Consider the following 19,275-nt stretch of genomic DNA (forward strand, 5'->3'; position numbering starts at 1 on the left):
CAACACCATGCACGATCTCGTGATTCGCGGCGGCAGCCTCATTGACGGCACCGGCGCACCCGCCCAAGCAGGCGACATCGCCATCGACCAAGGCGTCATCAGCCAGGTGGGTGGCAAGGCAGGCCCAGCCCGCCGCACCCTCGACGCCCAAGGCGCCCTGGTCACACCCGGCTGGATCGACATCCACACCCACTACGACGGCCAGGCCACCTGGGACCCCTACCTCTCACCCTCCACGGCGCACGGCGTGACCAGCGTGGTCATGGGCAACTGCGGCATGGGCTTTGCCCCGGTCAAGCCCGACAAGCGCGACTGGCTGATCTCGGTCATGGAGGGCGTGGAGGACATCCCCGGTGCGGTGCTGTCCGAAGGCATCCAGTGGGATTGGGAAAGCTTTCCCGAATACATGGATGCCCTGGCGCGCCGCCCCAAGGCCCTGGACATCGCCACGCAAATCCCCCACTCGGCCGTGCGGGCCTATGTGATGGGCGAACGCGGCATCCAGCACGACGAGACCACGCCGGACGACCTGTTCGAGATGTGCCACATCGTGCGCGAGGCACTCAAGGCTGGCGCGTTTGGTTTTTCCACCTCACGCACCTTTTTGCACAAATACGACCAGCGCAAATACCCGCCAGGCACCTTTGCCACAGGCGAAGAAATCTCCACCCTGGGCCAGGTGCTGGGCGAAGTGGGCCACGGCGTGTTCCAGATGACCTCCAACCACATCTCCATGCACCACGAGATTCCGTGGATGCGCAATCTGGCCATCAAGAACAAACTGCCCGTGCTCTTTAACTTGCAGCAAACCGACCCGGCACCCGATTTGTGGAAAGAGATTCTGGGCACCCTGAAAGACGCCCACCAACAAGACATCCCCCTGTATGGCGGCATCTGCGGCCGCCCTGTGGGCCTGCTGTTTTCGTGGCACAGCAGCTTGCACCCCTTCATCGTGAGCCCGGCCTATCTGGAGATCGCCAAGCTGCCCTGGCCCGAGCGCATCGCACGGCTGCGCCAGCCTGAAGTACGCCAGGCCATCCTGACCGGCGAACGCCTGCGCACCGACGAGCGCATGCGCACCATGTTTGGCAACTTCCACAAAATCTACCGCCTGGCCGACAACCCGGACTACGAGCCCGAAGCCAGCGAAAGCGTGCAGGCCATGATGCAAGCCCAGGGCCGCAGCGGCCTGGAAATCGTCTATGACCTGATGATGGAACGCGATGGCATGGCCATGCTCTATTACCCGAGCTTCAACTACTCCTACGGCAATCTGGACCACCTGCAAGAATGGCTGCAGACCGATGTGACCGTCAACAGCCTGTCGGATGGCGGCGCGCACTGCAACTACATCTGCGACGTGAGCATGCCCACCTTCATGTTGACGCACTGGAGCCGTTCGCGCACCCGGGGCGGCACATTCAGCGTGGAAGCCATGGTCAAGCGCCAGACACATGACACGGCCCGCCTCTACGGCATGCACGACCGGGGCACACTGCAAGTGGGCAAGAAAGCCGACATCAACATCATCGACTACGACAAACTGCGCCTGTACGCCCCCGAAATGGTGTACGACCTGCCAGCAGGCGGGCGGCGCCTGACCCAGCGCTGCGATGGCTACATCGCCACCCTGGTGGCCGGCCAGCCCATCTTTGAACACCAGCAAGCCACAGGCGCCCTGCCGGGCCAGCTGATGCGGGCCGGTCAAAAAAGCTGAGCCCACACAAGAAGCCTTGGGGCCATATCGACCTCAGCAGCTGGATGGCCACGCTTCGCTCGCAATGACGAATTCACAGTCGTCACGGTGAGTGAGGCTGCACCCTATCCCTGTCAATTCGAGGAGCCTGCATCCTATCCCCGTCACGGCGAGTGAGCCTGGGCCCTCTCCCCATCACTGCGAGGAGCTTGCGATGTGGCAGTCCAGTTGCGGCGTTTGCTTGAGCAGGCATTCCAGATCCACCGCAGCAACTGGATTGCCGCGCTTCGCTCGCAATGACGGGTGGAGGACCCGCCTACATCAGGAGTCTTAGACCACTGATCTTTTGGACTGCGTCATCACCTTGACGCGTGCGTGTTGCATGGGGGCCATTTGGGGCCTCGCAGAGTCCGACATTGCCTGCTGCCCGACATTGCGCATGCGAGCCCCGTGCCTCCAAAGCGCAAACATAAAGATCAGAAGCATCCACCGACTCACATCCATTGAGCCATCGCTGCCCACCTTGAAGAATCCTTCAAGGCACGATTATTTTTGTTACCAAAAGTTCGTTTTATAAATATTTAAACATAACTATGTAGAATTTTTAATTCCAAAAACAAGGAGTTTTTATGACATCCACGCGCAACTTAACCGCACAACCATCCACTTTCTGGCGTTTCAGTGCAGGTGCCTTAATCGCTAGCGCCCTGGCTGGATGCGGAGGAGGAGGAGGCAGTGGCGGTGGAACCATCACAAACTTAAGTGGTGCAGTCATCGACGGGTATATCAACGGTGCCACGGTCTGCCTTGACCTCAACAACAACCAAAGCTGCGATCAAGGTGAACCCACGGCAAAAAGTGGCGTCAACGGCGCATACACCCTGGATGTCAGCGCCATCAGCGCGGATGCTTTGAAGAATGCCCATTTGCTGACAGTTGTGCCAACAGATGCATATGACAGCGATGATGGTGGATCTACGCTGGATAAAGCAGGTAAAAAAGGGTTCAGCATGTTGGCCCCTGTTGCGGCCTATGTCAATTCAGACAACACCCTGACCAAAGCCGTGATCAGCCCACTGACCACCTTGGTGTCGCACGACATGATCGCCAACAACAAAGCCATGGAAGGCGCACAAAACGCAGTTCGATCTCGCCTGGGCCTTGGTCATACCGTCAATTTGAATCAAGATTTCGTAGCAGCCAAAGCTACGGACGACTCCGCCAAGACACTGCACACACAAGCCCAGGTCATCGCTGCTGCACTCGGGCAAGTCCAGGCACTTATCCAAGAAAACAAAGGCTCAGCTCGCGAAGCCATCATGGCTGCAGCTCAATATGCGCAAGACAATGCGCTGAAGTTGTACAAAAATGCTGACCCAAAAAAGTCAGTGTCCGCCAGCATTAATGAACTGATGGTTTCGAACTTGTTCAAACCCAACGCCAGCGAGCTTTTAGCCGTGGCACGACTGACCACCAACGCATCGGCACCCAGCTCTATCGCAAAGTTGTTGAGCGAGGGCGTCTACTTGCCTAACTTGCTGCAAGAAAATCGACCGCAGTACGTCAAAGTTTCCGTCGCCGATGGCAAGCTTACGGTCAATGGTTTTGGGTTAACCAATGACAGATGGGAAGAAGGCTCAGGAGATGGCGATCCTGAGTTTGTTTTGACGAAAGATGGCTGGAAAGAAGACAAGGGCTGCGAGAATGGCTCGATCGAAGACAAAGGCCCCGCCAAAGCCGAGCTGAATTGCGCATACAACAGCAAGGCCACCCTCAGCGTTCGCACGCTGGACGTAGGAGCGAAATCCCTGGACGAATTGGGACGAGTGACCCCAACCGGGTTTGAGAGCTTCAAATTCCCCGAGGGTTCAAAAATCCACCTGACCGTCTTCACCAACTTGACCGACGAGTACCAAATTTGGGGAAAAAACCCTGTCACAGGGCCAAAAAACGAGGGTTTGACCAGCATCTCCAATTTGATTGCCGCATATGCAACTCCCAGCTCTGGCAGCCCTGGTATCAGGTTCAAACCCTATGATTATTCTTCCTTCAGCTTTACTTTTGACGCATCTACAAACCCAAATAGCGGTACTGTGAGTCTTTGGGTAGCTTGCAATGCGCTAGGAAGCATCTGCGACAAACCTGCGGGCACAGCCACTTACGAAATCAAGCCCGTTCACGGCCAAAATGTCCTGATTGTTCGTGCTCAGCCTTTTGATGAGTCACCTGGCAATTTCTTCTTGTTCGGCGTTAAAGACGGTAATTTGTACAGCGGTGTCTATCGCCCCGCCTTCACGGGCAGCGTGGCGGATGAGTTCTTGAACAAGACCGCCATGGATGCCATTTTGAATACGGCTAAATTGCCAAAAATCAACTGACCGATGAACCCAGCCTCCCCAAAGGCTGGGTCCCAGCAAAAAGCCAGTCGAATCAAATCGACTGGCTTTTTGTTTTCAGCTTGATCAGCGGCACGGACTCTGTGAATCCCAGCTTGATCCGTGCTGGGTATGCAGCGCCTTCAATCAGGTGTCCTTGCTGACCTTGATGGTCGGGAACTTGGACGAGAAGTCTTTGGCCTTGGCCGCGATCTTGACCGCCACCTGGCGGGCCACAGCCTTGTAGATTTGCGCCACTTCGCCGTCGGGGTCGTAGACCACGGTGGGCTTGCCGCTGTCGGCCTGCAGGCGAATTTGCATGTCCAGGGGCAGTGCACCCAGGTAGTCCATGCCGTATTCGGCAGCCATTTTCTTGCCGCCGTCAGCGCCAAAGATGTGCTCCACATGACCGCAGTTGGTGCACACATGCACCGCCATGTTTTCCACCAGACCCAAAATCGGCACGCCGACTTTTTCGAACATCTTCACGCCTTTTTTGGCGTCCAAGAGGGCAATGTCCTGCGGGGTGGTCACGATCACCGCGCCCGTCATGGGCACGCGCTGGCTCAGCGTCAGCTGGATGTCGCCCGTGCCCGGGGGCATGTCCACGATCAAATAGTCGAGTTCTTTCCAGTTGGTCTGGCGCAGCAACTGCTCCAGCGCCTGGGTGGCCATGGGGCCGCGCCAGATCATGGCTTCGTCGGCGTTGACCAGGAAGCCAATTGACATGACCTGCACGCCGTAGTTCTCCAGCGGCTCCATGGTCTGGCCGTCTTCGCTCTCGGGGCGGCCTTCGATGCCCATCATCATGGGCTGGCTGGGGCCGTAAATGTCGGCGTCCAGCAGGCCCACTTTGGCACCCTCGGCAGCCAGCGCCAGGGCCAGGTTCACGGCGGTGGTGCTTTTGCCCACGCCACCCTTACCCGAGGCCACAGCCACGATGTTTTTGACCTGCGGCAGCAGGGCCACACCGCGCTGGGCGGCGTGCGCCGTGATCTTACTGGTCACGTTGGCCGACACGTTGGACACGCCCGCCACGCCTTTGGCGGCGGCAATCAAGGCCTGTCGAATGCCGGGAATCTGGCTCTTGGCCGGGTAGCCCAGCTCCACATCAAAGGCGACATCGCCGCCTTCGACTTGCAGGTTTTTCAGGGTTTTGGTGGAAACGAAATCTTTGCCCGTGTTGGGGTCAATGACGGCTTGCAGGGCCTGGAGGAGTTGTTCGGTGGTCGCCATGGGTTTCTTTGTTGAAAAAAATTGGTTTCGAGTCTAACGGGCTTCAGTTCTGCCCAAAAAAGCGTCGGTCGATGTCCGCACGCCATGCGCGGTCAAAAACCAGGCTGCATTCGAGTTGCGTGCGGCCGTCTTGTTCCAGGGCCAAGTCACCCGCCTGCGCAAAGCGTTCATCGCAAAAAGCCTCTGTCAGCCGGGCCAACAGCGCTTGTTTGTAATCGGTGTCTTCGTTGTCCAGGTGCAGGCCCTTGGTTTCCATGAGCACCAGGCGGGCCTCGTTGCCCTCGCTCAAAAAGCCGAACACGAAGTCTGGATACACCTTGTGCCTGCGCCAGCCCTGCAAGCCATATTGGGTTTTGGCCACATTGCGGTGCCACCAGCGCAAGGCGGTCTGCTCGTCCAGATAGCCTGCAAAAGCCGCCTCAAAGTCATTCATATCGGGCGTTTGCAAGGCAGGCACCAACAAGCTCTTTTGCACATCACTCAAGCCATCGCTGCGGGTGAGCTTGTGGGCCTTGCCGGTTTGCAGCCATTCGTCGTGGTTGGGCAATTCGTAATCGGTGGCATCCGCCCGCAAACGAAACTCGATGCGCCCTTGTGCCGTCAACGCCTCAAACACCTTCTGAGCCATCTCGTCACGCCAGGCCTGCAGCTCAACCCGCAACTGCTCAATCAACGTGGCCGCCGACGCTGCCACCGCCGATTCGGCCCAGGTCTGCAAACAGCGCTGCACCACCGCATCGACCCAGCCCCACACCAGCCAGGGGTTGGGGGCAATGTCGACCAGCGCCCTCACCAACTGACCACGGTCCAAGGTCAATGCCTCGGTGGACTCATTGCGCGCACGGCGCAGCGGTGCCTGCACGTCTTGCAGCACCGTCAAATCCACCATCAAGCGGGCCTCGCTGCCCGACATGCGCAGCGACTGGCTGGGCTTCCAGCCCACAGCCAAGGTCTCGGGGTTCAGGTCTTGCCAGGGCACGCGGGCCAGCACATCGCTCTCGTACACCAGTTTGCGCCGGGGCTGGCCAGGCTCGGCCCAGGTCACGGTGGGCAAGAACAAGCGCAAATGCGCCAGCCCCTCGCGCCGGGTCAATTGGCGCAGTTTCGGATCATCCGGCTCGTGGCCCCCGCCACCCCGCACCGCCATGGCCAAGTCGCCCATGCCCTCGGTCTCCAGCGACTGCTTGATGGCCTTGACCACCTCGCCGGTCTGGATGTCATGGCAAAACACATAACAAGCGTCCAGCGCCTCATGCCCCGTTTTAGCCACATGGGGCAGCCGCAAAATGCGCCCCACCAATTGCGTGAGCGCCCGCTTGCCCTTGCTGGCAGCCAAGGAACACAGCACATAGGCAAAGGGGCAATCCCAGCCCTCTTGCAGGGCCTGCTTGGTGATGATCACCCGCACCTGCGAGGTGGGCGAGAGCAAATCCTCGTCGCCCAACTCGTCTTTGTCGCTCGTTTTCTCGCGGATTTGTGTCTCGGCAAAACCCATCTGCGCCAAAAACTCGCGCACATGCTGGGCGTGGATGAAGCCCGAATCGATCTGGTCCTTGCCCGTGCGCTCCACCTGCACCAGCAAAATCGGCCGAATGTAGCGCGCCGTCTCGCCCTGCAGCACCTCGGCCTGCCGGGCCAGCGCATTGAGTTGGTCCACGCTGGCCGACAAGCAACTTTGCCAGTCGGCCCATGCACGCACATCCACATGAATGGGCAGCTTGATCATCTCGGCGGCATCCAGATCGGTGCCGCGAACGTCCACCAAAATGTTGGAGCCCGACACCGCACCCGTCGATTTGCTGGCTGACGAGCCCGCCTCGGCCACACGCGGTGTGGCCGACAACTCCAGCATGAACGACGGGTTGAACCCGTCAATGGTGCGCAAAGCGTTGTCGGTGTAACCGTGGTGCCCTTCGTCAATCACCACCATGGGCCGCACGAGCCGCATCACATTGCCCAAAGAGCTTTTGACAATGCTGCCCTTTTGGCGAGCCTCCATACCGCCCGAATCCTTGCCCGATCCGTCAGCCCAAACACTGCCATACACATCCAGGTTGGGCACATCGGCCAACAAGGCCCAATGAGCCTCGATGTCGTCTTCGAACGGCAAAAAGCCCTGCACATTGCCCCGGTCCCGGAAAAAGCGCAGCGTCTCTTTGGACTGCCGCGCCGCCGAAGCCAGCATCAGCACCATCACGCACAAGTGACTCTCCACATCCAGGCGCGACAGCGGCGAGTCTTTCTCCAAAATCTTCACCCGCCCCGCACCAGCCACGTTGAGCATTTGCCGGTAAGGGTGGTCGCGGTTGGCAAGGGTTTTGAGGGTCTGGCGGTAAATCGCCTCGTTGGGCACCACCCACAGCACCAGGCCGGTAGACCGGCGCAAATACCCCTCAAACACTTTGCCCACGCTGGCCGCAGCCAGCAGCGTCTTGCCGCCGCCCGTGGGCACCTTCAGGCAAACATTCGGAATGGCCCGGCCAGCCCCGTCAAAGCGGCTGGAATGCGGGCGCTCGGCATAGGCCTCTGGCAAAGCACGCGCATCATGCAAAGCCTGCCAAGCCGCCTTGGGGAAATCGGCCAGCGACTGCTTGGCCTCGCTCATCTTTTCCATGGCCTTGACCTGCGCCATGGCCGCCAAAGCCTGATCAGAATCGGCGCGGGCGCTGCGCAACTCGGCCAAATAGCCATCGAGCTTGAGCAGCGACTTGGCCTGAAAGTCTTTCAGGTCGTCAAAACCCAGCGCACGGGGCAAGCTCACCGCCGCTTGGCGGGGCTGCCAAAACACCTGCCGGTCTTTTTCCACCTGCTGCCTGAAGCCATCGCTCAAAGTCGATTGCCAATGGCTCAAATCAATGCCCCTGAGCGAACGCAAATCGTCCACAGCTGCCCAAAGCGCGGTGAAGTCCTTTGCGCTCCAATCGGGCGCATCCGCCATCAGATCAACGTCTGACGCCAGGCGATGGTCGCCCCGGGCGCGGGACCCATAAACCCACACGCGCGCCAACCCCACAAAGCGATCAAACACCTCATGCAGTTGCCGCGTGAGATCTGGCCCCAAGCCAAAGTCGATCACCGCATTGGAAACCACGGCCGTCATGCTTGCGCCTGCAGGTGCGCCAGTACGCGCTCGAACTCGGGAATGGCATCCAGGCGCACCATGGCGGCCAGACTGATGGCCATGTCTTCGTCGTAGGCATGGCTCACCCCATTGCGACCTTTGCGCAAGCGATCCCACAAGGACTCATCGGTGATGTAGCGCATCTTGAATGCCGTCTCCAACGCAGCAAATGCCACCCTCGGGGTTTCCACATCTCCCTTGTCCTGCAGCACGGCCCGCATGGCTTGCCAAGCCATTTCAAACGTGTAGACAAAGCGCAGCAACAGCGAATCGCGTGTCTTGCGGTCTTCGCTGTCCTGAGCCGTTTCTTTCAACGTCGCCAGGGCTTGCGCAAACTTCTCTAACTGCAGCTTCGTACTCTGAGAAAAAGCCATTTCACCACCCCCTTAACAAAGCAAACGGCAGCGCCGCAAAGTCCATGCGGTGCTCAGCCAGTTGCTTGTTGCTCAAATACTTGGCCGGGGCAAACACCAGGTGTTTTTTGCCATCGCCCTTGTCCGCGCCCCACTGGGCAAAGGCCTGCGCCCGGCTCAGGTTGAGCGCCGCCTCGGTCGACTTGAGGAAGGCCAGACTCGGCTCGTACACCAGCCAAACATGGGCATCGGCCGCCTCGCCCAGATAAAAGCGCGGGGCTTTTTTGGGGGTGGGTGGCAAGGTGCCGCCCGTGGCGGTATGGAACAGCCACGCCCCCAAGGCCTCAAAAGTGGGCAGGTTTTCGCCGGACAGCATCTTCTCGATGTTGAGCGGATCGCCCAGCGTGCAATAGGTGAACTCGCCGCCCAGGCCTTCAGCGCGTTCAGAGACTTTCTTTTCGCCTTCCACCCGCAGCACGCCGTCTTTCAGCTCCACGTTGATCTTGTCAAAACGCTTGTGGGTGGCCGTAGCGCTGCCTGCGCCAGCAGCCTGGCTGAGCAGGTCATCGGGCACCTCAACAAAACCCTCGCGCTGCTTGATCGCCTCGACCTTGGCCAGCCAGTCGGCGGCTTTTTTGAACTGGGTGAAATTGATCTTTTCTTCCAGCAGCGTCTCGCGCTGCGTGCCCGACCAGGCATAACCCTGGATGGCGCGGCGCACCCGCTCGGCGGTCAAGCGGTCGGCGTAGTCCTCACCCTCAACCAAGATGAATTGGCGGCGGCCGTTGTCTTTCGCGTTGGCCTTGAGCACGGCGTGGGCGGTGGTGGCACTGCCGGCAAAGCTGTCGAGGATGATCGAGTCTTTCTTACCTGCTATATCCAGTATTCGTCCAATCAACCGCGTTGGTTTTGGGTAATCAAAAGCATTCTTTGGGCCAAGAATTTCAAGAATTTCTTTCTTGGCCTCTTGGTTATGCCCAACCTCTTCATTTGTCCACCAAGTCCAGCTGGAAACGCCTACGCTTTCATCAAGATATGTTTTGACCCTCGGACGTGCATTTCCAGAAACTCCAAACCAAATTCTTCCCTCAGATTTCAATCGCAAAAACTCTGGTTCAAGATTTGACCATGCACGCCCTGGCGGTGGTTCAACAACCTCTCCGCTTGGAAGCGTAATTTTGTATTGCTGATCCTTGCGTTTACTAGGATCGGGGTTTTGTGCCGTCAAATCGGTTGAGGTCCAAGGTCCCTTGGGGTCACTGTCTGGGTTTGAAAAGTCATTTACCTGCTCCACCGAACGCTCTAACTTGGAAAAAGACAATTCAATTTTTTGTTTCGCATAGACAAGAATGTGATCATTTGCAGCTCCGAGTTTCTTTCGTGCTTCCGGTGAAGTTCGTTTTTGCCAAACAACATTAGCCACAAAATTCTCAGCGCCAAAAATCTCGTCCAACATCATTCGAGCCCGATGAACCTCGTTGTCGTCCAGCGTGATCCAGATCGAACCTTGGTCAGCCATGAGCTCGCGCAGCAACACCAGGCGCGGCCACATCATGCACAGCCACTTGTCGTGCCGCAGCATGTCCTCGCCGTCCACCGGATTGGTGCTCAGCCACTCTTTCATGATCGGGCTGTTCACCCCGTCGCTGTAGCACCAGCCCTCGTTGCCTGTGTTGTAAGGCGGGTCAATGAACACCAAATCCACCTTGCCCGCATAGCGCGGCAGCAAGGCCTTGAGCGCGTGCAGGTTGTCCCCGTGAATGACCAGACTGCTGTTCAGATCCCCCGGCCCGATCCCTTTGGCCTTGTCCACCACCAACGGCCGATAAGGCACCGTCAGGTGGTGGTTGTACACATATTCTTTGCCTTTGAAGACGATTTCGGGCATAGGTTTTCTTTCAGCACAGCATCAAACACCAACGAAGGCATTGGCCTCGGCGTCGGGTTCAAGTGCTTTTAATTTTTTGTCGGTGGTCCAGATGTGAACCAGGTATGTTTTCAATGAGCTGTTTTTGTGCTTGTCACGCAATTTTTTGGCTTCCAGTGCAATGGCCGCATTGGTCAAACCTTGGCGATCAGGGGCCAAGGTTTTAAATTCTTGGGTCAATCCCGTGACCGCATCACGGAAGTCCTGAACGGTTCTGGCATCGTTCATGGACGAGACAATCGTCAAAGGTGTTTCGCCCGAGAGCCAGATGTCTACGGTCTCCACCAACATGGCGGACAAGCGTCTTCTCTCTTGTCCATTTTTCACATCTGCGACATGGTTACCCAACTCAAACAAAACAGGCAAAGGCACCTGCAACTGATCGGTCATACGTCGGGCATTTTCAAACCGTTGAAAAATCGGGACGTAAGCGCGATCACTGCTGCAATCGGGCACTTGAAACAGTTCTAACAAATAAGAAGTATCTACCACAATCAAGCGCACAACACTCACCGATGGATTAGATTTGGCCTGCTTGCTCACAGCACGAACTTTCTGTTGGCCTCTTGAATTTTTTGGAGCCATTGCAATCCGCGCTCGGCACGCTTTTCGGCAAAGCCCGGTTGCACATGTTTTTCCAGCACCTGCTGGGTCATCAATTCCCCCAAACGCCCTTGCTCCAGCATTGACTCAGAAGCCGGGAGGTCTGGGATAGGGAGCAACCGGGATGCGCCAACAGCGGGGTCATAGAAGCACAACACCACGGATTTGATTTGCTCATCACTGAGTTGATCCAGCGTAGCGGGGTTGTGGGTGGTGGCCAAGACATTGAGATTGCGGCGTTTAGCCGTCTCCCAGACAGCGTCCATGAGCACCTTCACACGGGCTGGGTGGATGCCATTGTCAATTTCTTCGACGACCAACCGTGAACCTGTTGGCACGGTTTCCAAAGCCGTCAAGATGGCCAAAGCTCGCAATGTGCCGTCTGACATTTGGCGCGAACTGAGCACCGATTGATCGCTGTAACGAAAACCCAATCCGACTTCGCCCAAACTGGTTTTTTCGAAAACAAAATCCGTGAAAGAGTCCTCTGGCAATTGCCGAATTCTCTGCAAAATCAACTCAAATGATGTTTTCGCATTCTGTTGTCGAACAGCGGCCACCATTCGATTTTTTTTGAGCTCTTCGGCTGGGACATCTGTTTCAGCCAACAACTTCAAGCTGTAGAGGACAGAGGCCAAATTGGCACCATCACGAAACAGTTGGGTTTGCCCCATGTTTTCATAGTCGCGCATGCGTTTGGGATGAGGATCAAACACATAGGAGTGCTTCAAATGGCTCCGAATAGCGTTCACAACGACCAACGCCTGACCCGACATTTTGCTCTCAGAGGTTGGCAATGTGTCATACCGGGACAGGGTTGAGACTTGGGCCGTCATGGCACGAATGGGTTTTTTACCCCCCTTCGCAAAGTTATCAAACCGAACCTGAATGATGTCGTCGTTATCTCGGTTGACTCGGTCCACCGTTTCAAAAAGTGTTCTTTCCCCCCAAGTCAATCTCTCTTCGACAATGTGAGGCGAATTACCAGTGACGAGACTGATGGTGTACTCGACCGCTACGCCACTGAGCTGTGCAGAAAACTTCAAGGCAAGTTGACCCGGCTCGATCACGTCATCGACAGGGTCATAGCGAGCATGCTCTCTTCGAGGGCAATTCCTCAATCCCCCCCGAATTTCAAACGTGCTGCCTCCGCCGCGCCCCACATCGCTGATTTCGTGCAAAGACCGACCCTGCGCCAATTCGGCCAAGAGCTCCACGCCTTCAATCACATTGCTCTTGCCTGCCCCGTTTCGCCCAATGAGCAATGTCACCGGTTTTAACAAGTCAATTCGGGCATCCGCAAAATTTTTGAAGTTGATGAGGTGATGCATGTCTTTCCTTCAGTTCGTTCAGGCAATCGCTCAGTTCGCCCCGTGACAGTGCTTGTACTTGCGTCCGCTGCCGCAGTGGCAAGGCTCATTTCGACCCAGCTTAGGGCCATCGCGCCGCACGGGCTGGAGCGGGGTGTTGGCGCCACGAATGGGGCTCTGCACTTGGCCGCTGACTTTTTGTTGTCTGCGTTGGGCCAGCCAATAAGCGTGCACTTGGCGGACTGTGTCGCCCAAGCCGTCCGCTGCGGCTTGGTGTTCGGAATCGTCCTGATTCAAGAGCTCCAAGGCCGCCCAGCCATCTGGAGAACCATACAACAGCACCGTGCTCAGCAGTTCTGGTTGTTCCAGCATCAAGGTGTCCCAAGCTTTGCCGCCAATGCTGATGCCGTGGTGGTAGCCCATGCACCACTCATCAATGATCGGCACATGGGTTCCATCGTCCAATTCACGCTCGTAAATTTGAGGCTCATAAAGCTCGGGCGACTCGGTCAATGTTTGTGCAATGGCGTTCCATTGCTTCATGATCAGCCCCATGACCTTTTCGGCTTCGGCCTGGTCTTTGAAATGAGCGCCTTCTTGCCCGTCTTCGGTGTCCCAGACCCAGCGCAGCATCTCGCTGGGCATGATCAGTTCAGGGCCAGAAACCACCGCAGTCAGGTAACCATCGAGCATGGTCACGTCCATGCAATGTTCTGGAGCGTCATCCCTGAACAAAAATTGGTCCAGAAATTCAACTTCCTCGGGCGTCCAAAAGGGGTTGTGATTCATAAATTGGGATTGTCGCAGAGCCGATGGCCAGCCCACAGGGGGTCCGACCTATAAAATCGCCCCCTTATCTTGAAGGTTTACACCCATGTCTGCCCCCAACGCGCCCCGCCAACTCTTTGTCACCACCGCCTTGCCGTATGCCAACGGCAATTTCCACATCGGCCACATCATGGAATACATCCAGGCCGACATCTGGGTGCGGTTCCAGCGCATGCAGGGCAGCCAGGTCAATTTTGTGGGCGCGGACGACACCCATGGCGCGCCCATCATGATCGCTGCCGAAAAAGCGGGCAAAACGCCCCAGCAGTTCGTGGCCGACATCGCAGCGGGCCGCAAGCCCTATCTGGACGGCTTTCACATTGCGTTCGACAACTGGCACAGCACGGATGCGCCGGAAAACCACGAACTGGCCCGCCAGATTTACCGTGACCTGCGCGACATTTCGGCTGCCGATGGTGGTTCGCTGATCGAGGTGCGCTCGGTCGAGCAGTTCTTTGACCCGCAAAAGAACATGTTCTTGCCGGACCGTTTCATCAAAGGCGAGTGCCCCAAGTGCCACGCCAAAGACCAATACGGCGACAACTGCGAAAGCTGCGGCGCGGTTTACGCGCCCACCGACCTGATCAACCCCTTCTCGGCTCTGTCGGGTGCCAAGCCTGAGCTCAAAACCTCGGAACACTTTTTCTTCAAGCTCTCCGACCCGCGCTGCGTCGAGTTTTTGAGCCAGTGGACACAAAACGGCAAGCTGCAGCCCGAGGTGGCCAACAAGGTCAAAGAGTGGTTTTCGGTGCGCACCAACCCCGACGGCACGACCAGCGAAGGCCTGGGCGACTGGGACATCTCGCGCGATGCGCCCTACTTCGGCATCGAAATCCCCGACGCGCCGGGCAAGTACTTTTATGTCTGGCTCGACGCGCCTGTGGGCTACCTGGCGTCCCTGAAAAACCTGCTGGACAAGCGCGGGGAAGACTACAACGCCTACATGGCCAACCCCGCGCTGGAGCAGTACCACTTCATCGGCAAAGACATCGTCACCTTCCACACGCTGTTCTGGCCGGCCATGCTGCATTTCAGTGGCCGCAAAACGCCCAACAGTGTCTTCGTTCACGGCTTCCTCACCGTGAACAACGGCGAGAAGATGAGCAAGAGCCGCGGCACGGGCCTGGACCCGCTCAAGTACCTGAGCCTGGGCATGAACCCCGAGTGGCTGCGCTACTACCTGGCGGCCAAACTCTCGGCCCGCAACGAAGACATCGACTTCAACGCCGAAGACTTCATGGCGCGGGTGAACAGCGACCTTATTGGCAAGTTTGTGAACATTGCCTCGCGCTCGGCCGGCTTCATTGCCAAGCGCTTTGGCGGACAACTCGGCACGGTGAGCGCCGACGGCCAAGCCCTGCTCTCGGCCTTGCAAGCCGCTGCTCCCACCATCGCCGGGCTCTACGACGAACGAGAATACGCCAAAGCCCTGCGCGAGATCATGCTGCTGACCGACAAGGTCAACAGCTATGTGGACCAAAACAAGCCCTGGGACCTGGCCAAACAAGAAGGCCAAGACGCCCGCTTGCATGACGTATGCAGCACCTGCATCGAAGCCTTCCGCTTGCTCAGCCTGCAACTCAAACCCGTGCTGCCCGCCCTGGCCGCGCAGGTTGAGGCCTTCCTGAATGTGGGTCCCTTCACCTTTGCCCAAGCGCAAAGCCTGCTGGGCGCGGGCCACACCATCAACGCCTACCAGCACCTCATGCAACGCGTCACACCCGAACAACTCGACGCCCTCTTCGAGCCACCGGCCGTGGTCGAAGAAAAAATCATCCCCGGCGGCGAAGAGATCGCCCCCACCATCAGCATCGACGACTTCGCCAAGGTCGATCTGCGCATTGCCCAGATCGTGAACTGCGAACCCGTCGATGGCTCGGTCAAGCTGCTGCGCCTGACACTGGATGTGGGCGAGGGACGCATGCGCAACGTTTTCAGTGGCATCGCCAGCATGTACAAGCCCGAAGACCTGATTGGCAAGCTGACCGTCATGGTGGCTAATCTGGCCCCGCGCAAGATGAAGTTTGGTGTGTCGGAGGGGATGGTGCTGGCCGCCAGCCACGCCGACGAAAAAGCCGAGCCGGGCATCCATGTGCTGCACCCCTGGCCCGGTGCCAAGCCCGGCATGCGGATTCACTGACCCCCCCGTAAGAACGCTGCACATGTTTCCTCTGATTCGCGGATGGACCGATGTGCAGCGCAGCCCCCAGGCCAATTTGCGCCTGGGCCTGGTGCTGAGCTTTGTGGCGGGGGCCATCAATGCTGGGGGTTTTTTGGCCGTGGGGCGCTACACCTCGCACATGACGGGCATCGTCTCGTCCATTGCCGACGATGTCGTGCTGGGTCATGGAACGCTCGTCCTTGCCGGACTGGCCTGCCTGATCGCTTTTGTGCTGGGCGCCATGTGCACCGCCATCATGGTCAACTGGGGGCTGCGCCAGCGTCTGCACAGCAGTTACAGCCTGCCGTTGTTGTTGGAATCCCTGGCTTTGCTGGTCTTTGGCCTGTTTGGGGCGGCCATCGCGTCCTGGTCCCAGGTTTTCCTGGCCATGACGGTGGTCTTGCTGTGCTTCATCATGGGCCTGCAAAACGCGGTCATCACCAAAATTTCTCACGCCGAAATTCGCACCACCCACGTCACCGGCCTGGTCACCGACATCGGCATCGAAATGGGCAAGTTGCTCTACATCAACCGGCTCGCCAGCGATGCCCCTGTGCGCGCCAACCGCCAGCGTTTGCGGGTGCACATTGCTTTGGTGCTGGGCTTCTTGCTGGGCGGTCTGGTGGGTGCGCTGGGCTTCAAGTCATGGGGTTACATCACCACGCTGCCATTGGCGGCCTTGCTGTGGCTGTTGTGTTTGCGCCCGCTGATCAATGATTGGCGCCAAGGTGCCCGTTTTTTTTCCAATGACCGCCGCGACTGAAACGTCATGACCCGCTTTGCGACTTCTTTCTTCCACCCCCAATTGATCGACAGCCTGCAGGACTACAGTCGCCAGCGCCTGGTGCGCGACGTCGGCGCGGGCATCACCGTGGGGGTGGTGGCTTTGCCGCTGGCCATGGCCTTTGCCATTGCCTCGGGCCTCAAACCCGAAGCGGGCTTGTTCACCGCCATCATCGCGGGCTTTTTGATCTCGGCACTGGGCGGCAGCCGGGTGCAAATTGGCGGGCCAGCCGGGGCCTTCATCGTCATCGTTTACGGCATCGTCGAGCGCTATGGCCTGGCCAACCTGATTTTGGCCACCGCCATGTCGGGGGTGCTGCTGTTCCTGATGGGCTTGTTCCGGCTGGGCACGCTGATCCGCTTCATCCCGGTGGCGGTGGTGATTGGCTTTACCAACGGCATCGCGGTGCTGATCATGCTGTCGCAGATCAAGGATTTTCTGGGCCTCAAAACGGGCGCCATGCCTGCGGATTTTTTCGGCATCCTGCACAGCCTGAGTCAGCACCTGCACACCACCAACCTGGCTGCCTTGCTGGTGGCGCTGGGCTCCTTGTCCCTGCTGGTGGGCTGGATGCGCCTGGGCCGCCGACTCGAGGGCAGCCGTTACCAATGGGTCAGCATGGTGCCGGGCTCCATCATTGCCCTGGTCTTTGCCACGTTGGCTTGCATGGGGCTGTCTTTGCCGGTGGAGACGATAGGCAGCAAATATGGCGGCATTGCGGCCGACATGCCCGGCTTGCAATGGCCGGAGTTCAGCTGGGACAGCGCCCGCTTTTTGCTCATGCCCACCCTGACCTTGGCATTGCTGGGGGCCATTGAATCGCTGCTGTGTGCGCGCATTGCCGACGGCATGATCGGTGACCGCCACAACCCCAACCAAGAGCTGATGGCCCAAGGCGTGGCCAATTTTGTGACGCCGTTTTTTGGCGGCATGCCCGCCACCGGCACCATTGCCCGCACGGTGACCAACATCAAAAGCGGTGGCACCAGCCCGATTGCGGGCATGGTGCACGCTCTGACCTTGCTGGCCGTGGTGCTGGTGGCCGCGCCGCTGGCCGGGCACATTCCGCTGGCCGCTTTGGCCGCCATCTTGATGTTTGTGGCCTGGAACATGGGCGAGTGGCGCGAGTTTTTGCACCTGCGGCAGTTTCGCATGCCTTACCGCATCACCTTACTGGCGGTGTTTTTCCTCACCGTGGTGTTTGATTTGACGGTAGCCGTCGAAGTGGGCCTGGTGGCCGCTTGCCTGACTTTTATTTACCGCATCTCCAGTTTGAGCCGCAGCGAAGCCGTCACGTGCAAGCAGCACCCCACACTGGCCGGTCACGAAGACCACATCCAGGCCTGGCGCCTTTATGGCGCACTGTTCTTCGGGGCCGTCAAGCTCATCGAAGAGATCGAAGACAAGATCAGCAGGCCCGTGTTGGTGGTGGATCTGAAAAACGTGATTTATATCGACTCGACCGGGGTCGATGCCCTGATTCACCTGATCGACACTTGTCACAAAAAACAGCTGCGTTTGATCGTCTGCGGCCTGCAGCACCAGCCGCTGGACATTGCCCGGCGCAGCGGCATGCTGACCCTGCTGGACGGCCAGCTGGAGCCCGATCTGCCCACCGGGCTGAAGCGGGCTGTCAGCTGGCTCACGGCTGCGCCCAGTAAAATGGCCCCCTTTCGCTGATGGGGGGGCTTGGCGCCCCTTTGTAGCCCCGCCACAGCTGCCCTGTCTTTTGCGATTTTTGCTTTTTTTCGAAAGCCTCCATGTCCATTTTCCGCCGCCCTGACTACAGCTCTGACACCTCCCAGTTCATCGACCAGCTCAAAGCCCAGCACCCCGAGCTGGAAGCCCAGCAGCGCGAAGGCCGTGCCTTGCTGTGGGACAAAGCGGTAGACCGCAAGGCCCAGCAAGAATTCAAGGCCGCCCGCGTGGCGCAACAACCTTACGTCTACCAAACGCAGGCCTCTCAGGTCTGATGCCCCGTGCGCAGGCCACAAGCGCCTGCGCCCCCCCGGCATCGCCCCCCATGAGCACCGAACCCACTGAGCTGCCCCAAGCGCTGGACAGCACACCTGCGCCCATGCCCCAAGTGGTGGACCAAGTGGCGCTGGCACGCCTGTATGGCGAGCCCCTGTTTTCGATGCCCACCGACTTGTACATCCCGCCCGATGCGCTGGAGGTGTTTCTGGAGGCCTTTGAAGGCCCGCTCGATTTGCTGCTGTACCTGATCCGCAAGCAAAACTTCAACATCCTCGACATCCCCATGGCCGGGGTGACGCGCCAGTACTTGAGCTATGTTGATGAAATCCGCCAGCGCAACCTGGAGCTGGCCGCCGAATACCTCTTGATGGCGGCCATGCTGATCGAGATCAAGTCGCGCATGCTGCTGCCGCCCAAAAAAGTGGCCGAGGGCGAAGAGGCCGAAGACCCCAGGGCCGAACTGGTGCGTCGCCTGCTGGAGTACGAGCAGATGAAGCTGGCCTCCATGCAACTGAACGCCCTGCCCCACTACGGCCGTGACTTCATCAAGGCGCAGGTGTATATCGAGCAAAGCCTGCAGCCGCGCTTTCCGGACGTGAGCATGGAAGAGTTGCAATCGGCCTGGCGCGACATCCTTAAACGCGCCAACCTGGTGCAGCACCACAAGATCAGCCGCGAAGAACTCAGCGTGCGCGAACACATGAGCATCGTGCTCAAGCACCTGCAAGGCCGCAAATTCGTCGAATTTGAAAACCTGTTTGACCCGAGCCAGGGCACCCCCGTGCTGGTAGTGACCTTCATCGCCTTGCTCGAACTGGCCAAGGAAACCTTGATCGAGATCACACAAGCTGAAGCCTTTGCGCCAATTTATGTGCGGCTGGCGTTCACGCCTGTCTGAAAGACC

At 58.4% G+C, this 19,275-nt stretch carries 13 protein-coding genes and 1 pseudogene; 7 read left to right on the plus strand and 7 right to left on the minus strand.

The genetic code is table 11. From position 1 onward, the window contains the following. Window positions 1-7: 7 nt before the first annotated feature. Window positions 8-1,717, plus strand: coding sequence for an N-acyl-D-amino-acid deacylase family protein (locus AMM33_RS20435; protein ID WP_090143080.1), 1,710 nt, complete (start codon window positions 8-10; stop codon window positions 1,715-1,717). A 608-nt stretch (window positions 1,718-2,325) separates the two neighbouring features. Then, window positions 2,326-4,074: a hypothetical protein gene (locus tag AMM33_RS20440; protein WP_090143081.1), complete on the plus strand. Its 1,749-nt coding sequence runs from the start codon at window positions 2,326-2,328 to the stop codon at window positions 4,072-4,074. A gap of 144 nt (window positions 4,075-4,218) precedes the next feature. Here the strand turns inward: AMM33_RS20440 and apbC are convergent. The 7 genes and pseudogenes from apbC to AMM33_RS20475 all read right to left on the minus strand — a co-directional run. Further along, window positions 4,219-5,316: pseudogene (apbC, locus tag AMM33_RS20445) on the minus strand (iron-sulfur cluster carrier protein ApbC); the annotation flags it as partial. A gap of 34 nt (window positions 5,317-5,350) precedes the next feature. Beyond that, window positions 5,351-8,407 carry a DEAD/DEAH box helicase family protein gene (locus AMM33_RS20450; RefSeq protein ID WP_090143083.1) on the minus strand — a complete coding sequence of 1,019 codons (3,057 nt, stop codon included), beginning with the start codon at window positions 8,405-8,407 and terminating at the stop codon, window positions 5,351-5,353. Beyond that, window positions 8,404-8,802, minus strand: coding sequence for an HI0074 family nucleotidyltransferase substrate-binding subunit (locus tag AMM33_RS20455; protein ID WP_090143084.1), 399 nt, complete (start codon window positions 8,800-8,802; stop codon window positions 8,404-8,406). Before AMM33_RS20455 ends, AMM33_RS20450 begins: the two co-directional genes overlap by 4 nt. A gap of 1 nt (window position 8,803) precedes the next feature. Continuing rightward, window positions 8,804-10,669, minus strand: a complete 1,866-nt coding sequence (locus tag AMM33_RS20460) for a site-specific DNA-methyltransferase (RefSeq protein ID WP_090143085.1) — start codon at window positions 10,667-10,669, stop codon at window positions 8,804-8,806. A gap of 21 nt (window positions 10,670-10,690) precedes the next feature. Then, window positions 10,691-11,251: a hypothetical protein gene (locus tag AMM33_RS20465; protein ID WP_194945614.1), complete on the minus strand. Its 561-nt coding sequence runs from the start codon at window positions 11,249-11,251 to the stop codon at window positions 10,691-10,693. Further along, window positions 11,248-12,642, minus strand: coding sequence for an AAA family ATPase (locus AMM33_RS20470; RefSeq protein WP_090143087.1), 1,395 nt, complete (start codon window positions 12,640-12,642; stop codon window positions 11,248-11,250). Before AMM33_RS20470 ends, AMM33_RS20465 begins: the two co-directional genes overlap by 4 nt. Before the next feature lie 30 nt (window positions 12,643-12,672). After that, complete coding sequence (locus AMM33_RS20475; protein WP_090143101.1) at window positions 12,673-13,410, minus strand: UPF0149 family protein; 738 nt, start codon at window positions 13,408-13,410, stop codon at window positions 12,673-12,675. A gap of 85 nt (window positions 13,411-13,495) precedes the next feature. Between AMM33_RS20475 and metG the strand changes: the two genes are divergently transcribed. The 5 genes from metG to AMM33_RS20500 all read left to right on the plus strand — a co-directional run bounded on the left by metG (window position 13,496) and on the right by AMM33_RS20500 (window position 19,269). Continuing rightward, window positions 13,496-15,589, plus strand: coding sequence for a methionine--tRNA ligase (gene metG, locus AMM33_RS20480; protein WP_090143088.1), 2,094 nt, complete (start codon window positions 13,496-13,498; stop codon window positions 15,587-15,589). A gap of 22 nt (window positions 15,590-15,611) precedes the next feature. Further along, window positions 15,612-16,373, plus strand: a complete 762-nt coding sequence (locus AMM33_RS20485; RefSeq protein ID WP_090143089.1) for a YoaK family protein — start codon at window positions 15,612-15,614, stop codon at window positions 16,371-16,373. Between the two features lie 6 nt (window positions 16,374-16,379). Then, on the plus strand, window positions 16,380-18,074 hold the full coding sequence (locus AMM33_RS20490; protein ID WP_090143090.1) for a SulP family inorganic anion transporter: 1,695 nt from the start codon (window positions 16,380-16,382) through the stop codon (window positions 18,072-18,074). Window positions 18,075-18,154: 80 nt separating this feature from the next. After that, window positions 18,155-18,367 (plus strand): DUF3460 family protein, encoded by a 213-nt coding sequence (locus AMM33_RS20495; RefSeq protein ID WP_090143091.1) that lies wholly within the window; start codon window positions 18,155-18,157, stop codon window positions 18,365-18,367. Window positions 18,368-18,417: 50 nt separating this feature from the next. Next, window positions 18,418-19,269: a segregation and condensation protein A gene (locus AMM33_RS20500; RefSeq protein WP_090143102.1), complete on the plus strand. Its 852-nt coding sequence runs from the start codon at window positions 18,418-18,420 to the stop codon at window positions 19,267-19,269. Window positions 19,270-19,275 lie beyond the last annotated feature (6 nt).

Source organism: Limnohabitans sp. DM1 (assembly GCF_001269385.1).
Taxonomy (GTDB): Bacteria; Pseudomonadota; Gammaproteobacteria; order Burkholderiales; family Burkholderiaceae_C; genus Limnohabitans_A.

Excerpts from the sequence above, each read along its gene's own strand:
- AMM33_RS20435 (WP_090143080.1), top strand. The coding sequence starts at position 8 with ATGCACGATCTCGTGATTCGCGGCGGCAGCCTCATTGACGGCACCGGC.
- AMM33_RS20440 (WP_090143081.1), top strand. The coding sequence starts at position 2,326 with ATGACATCCACGCGCAACTTAACCGCACAACCATCCACTTTCTGGCGT.
- AMM33_RS20450 (WP_090143083.1), bottom strand. The coding sequence starts at position 8,407 with ATGACGGCCGTGGTTTCCAATGCGGTGATCGACTTTGGCTTGGGGCCA.
- AMM33_RS20455 (WP_090143084.1), bottom strand. The coding sequence starts at position 8,802 with ATGGCTTTTTCTCAGAGTACGAAGCTGCAGTTAGAGAAGTTTGCGCAA.
- AMM33_RS20460 (WP_090143085.1), bottom strand. The coding sequence starts at position 10,669 with ATGCCCGAAATCGTCTTCAAAGGCAAAGAATATGTGTACAACCACCAC.
- AMM33_RS20470 (WP_090143087.1), bottom strand. The coding sequence starts at position 12,642 with ATGCATCACCTCATCAACTTCAAAAATTTTGCGGATGCCCGAATTGAC.
- AMM33_RS20475 (WP_090143101.1), bottom strand. The coding sequence starts at position 13,410 with ATGAATCACAACCCCTTTTGGACGCCCGAGGAAGTTGAATTTCTGGAC.
- metG (WP_090143088.1), top strand. The coding sequence starts at position 13,496 with ATGTCTGCCCCCAACGCGCCCCGCCAACTCTTTGTCACCACCGCCTTG.
- AMM33_RS20485 (WP_090143089.1), top strand. The coding sequence starts at position 15,612 with ATGTTTCCTCTGATTCGCGGATGGACCGATGTGCAGCGCAGCCCCCAG.
- AMM33_RS20490 (WP_090143090.1), top strand. The coding sequence starts at position 16,380 with ATGACCCGCTTTGCGACTTCTTTCTTCCACCCCCAATTGATCGACAGC.
- AMM33_RS20495 (WP_090143091.1), top strand. The coding sequence starts at position 18,155 with ATGTCCATTTTCCGCCGCCCTGACTACAGCTCTGACACCTCCCAGTTC.
- AMM33_RS20500 (WP_090143102.1), top strand. The coding sequence starts at position 18,418 with ATGAGCACCGAACCCACTGAGCTGCCCCAAGCGCTGGACAGCACACCT.